2 protein-coding genes and 1 pseudogene are annotated in these 1,996 nt (G+C 63.2%); 2 read left to right on the top strand and 1 reads right to left on the bottom strand.

What is annotated here, in order from left to right:
• Both VGD20_RS10510 and VGD20_RS10505 read left to right on the top strand, forming a co-directional pair.
• Positions 1-323: pseudogene (locus tag VGD20_RS10510) on the top strand (elongation factor P); the annotation flags it as partial.
• 109 nt (positions 324-432) lie between these two features.
• The gene (locus VGD20_RS10505; protein ID WP_414714563.1) at positions 433-1,251 is read left to right on the top strand and encodes an inositol monophosphatase family protein; all 819 of its coding nucleotides are present in this window, start codon (positions 433-435) and stop codon (positions 1,249-1,251) included.
• A 101-nt stretch (positions 1,252-1,352) separates the two neighbouring features.
• Here VGD20_RS10505 and VGD20_RS10500 read toward each other — a convergent pair whose 3' ends face one another.
• The gene (locus VGD20_RS10500; protein WP_331134395.1) at positions 1,353-1,835 is read right to left on the bottom strand and encodes a YbjN domain-containing protein; all 483 of its coding nucleotides are present in this window, start codon (positions 1,833-1,835) and stop codon (positions 1,353-1,355) included.
• Between the last annotated feature and the right edge of the window lie 161 nt (positions 1,836-1,996).

Genomic DNA, 1,996 nt, shown 5'->3' with positions numbered 1-1,996 from the left:
TGACCTTCATGGACAAGGAAACCTACGAGCAGATCAGCCTTCCGCGCGATCTGCTCGGCGATGCCGCCGCTTTCCTGCAGGACGGCATGGACGTGATGATGGAGCTTTATGACGAGCGGCCGATCAGCGTGCAGTTGCCCGACACCATCGAGGCCACGATCGTCGAAGCCGATGCGGTGGTGAAGGGGCAGACGGCATCGTCGTCGTACAAGCCCGCGATCCTCGACAATGGCGTGCGCGTCATGGTGCCGCCGCACATTACGAGCGGAACGAAGATCGTCGTGCATGTGTACGACCGCGAATATGTCCGCCGCGCCGACTGATTGAGTTCCCCTCCCGTTTGCGGGAGGGGTTAGGGGTGGGCGAAAGGCCCACCTTCTTCTCGTGCCCACCCCCGACCCCTCCCGCAAGCGGGAGGGGGGAGATATTATCATGGCCGTATCCGGCATCATCACCGTCATGGAACGCGCCGCGCGCAAGGCCGGCACGAAGCTGCGCCGCGACTTCGGCGAGATCGAGCATCTGCAGGTTTCGCAAAAGGGTCCCGCCGACTTCGTGTCGAAAGCCGACCAGGCCGCCGAACGTACCTTGTACGACGAACTGGGCCGCGACCGTCCGGGCTGGGGTTTCGTTCTCGAAGAAGGCGGCGTGATCGAAAGCGAGCCCGGCAAACCACGCTTCATCATCGATCCGCTCGACGGCACCTCGAACTTTCTCCACGCCGTCCCGCATTTCGCGATCTCGATCGCGGTGCAGGAACCGAAACCGGGCGGCGGCTGGGGCGACGTCACCGCTGCACTGGTCTACCAGCCCGTCACCGACGAAAGCTATTGGGCCGAACGCGGCCGCGGCGCTTGGCTGCACGACCGGCGCCTGCGCGTCGCATCGCGCCGCCACCTCAACGAATGCCTGATTTCGACCGGCATCCCGTACATGGGCCATGGCAATATGGCGCAGTGGAGCCGCATTTTCGGTGCGGTCGCGCCCGAGGTTGCCGGCATCCGCCGTTTCGGCGCCGCGAGCCTCGACCTCGCATGGGTTGCGGCGGGCCGTTACGACGGCTTCTGGGAAAGCGACCTGCAGGTCTGGGACGTCGCGGCGGGCATGCTGCTCGTGCGCGAGGCCGGCGGCTTCGTCAGCGATTTCCGTGGTGGTGACCGCGCGATCGAACGCAGCGAATTCATCGCGGGCAGCGCCGCGGTGCATTCGAAGCTGCAGAAGCTGGTGGCAGGCGCGCTGCGCAACGCCTGACCTTCCTTTTCGTCATGCCGGACTTGATCCGGCATCTCGCTTTGCGACGCTGCAGAAGCGGGACCCCGGATCAAGTCCGGGGTGACGAGCGATCGGTCAGGTCACTTCTCGAAAACATACTCGCGGAAGCTGTCCATCAGCGACGCCCAGGTATTGAAGGTCTCGCCGACATTCTCGCGCGGGATGCCCTGGAAATCGAGGTCGACGTCCATCTCGAGTACCGGATCGCCCTCGTCGTCCTTGTACGCCCGGGCGAAGCGCTTGTCCTTGTTCCACTTGTTGAGCTTGTCGAGCGAGACGCCCTTGGCATCGCTGAAGCCCATATAATATTGCAACGTCTTGCACTTCTTGCCCTCTTCACAGTTCATGAAAAGGACGAGGAATTTCAGGCCATTGCGATTGCTCTCGATATAGGGATCGTCGCCAGCCTTCGCGACGATCGTCGCGGGCCAGCCCTGCGACTCGACGATCGCCTTGATCGTCGCCGGGTTCGCCGCGTTGATCAGTTCGGCATGCGCCGGAGTCGCCGAAAAAAGCGCGGCAATTCCCAAGCCCAGAGCGGCGCGAGCGGTGATTGGTCCCATGGATGCTCCTCATATACCAAGTTGCGCTCCAAAAGCGCGGCACTGCGACCCTTTTTCGACGGCGTATCACAGCGATAGGCCCCGTCGCCAGCGCGCATTGCGCTTTTGGTCACACGGGATACGAAAATCCTGCCCGCGGTGCTTGCGACACGCGTCGTCGT

Source organism: Sphingopyxis sp. (assembly GCF_036402335.1).
Lineage (GTDB): Bacteria > Pseudomonadota > Alphaproteobacteria > Sphingomonadales > Sphingomonadaceae > Sphingopyxis.
This window is presented reverse-complemented; position numbering and strand designations above follow the sequence as displayed.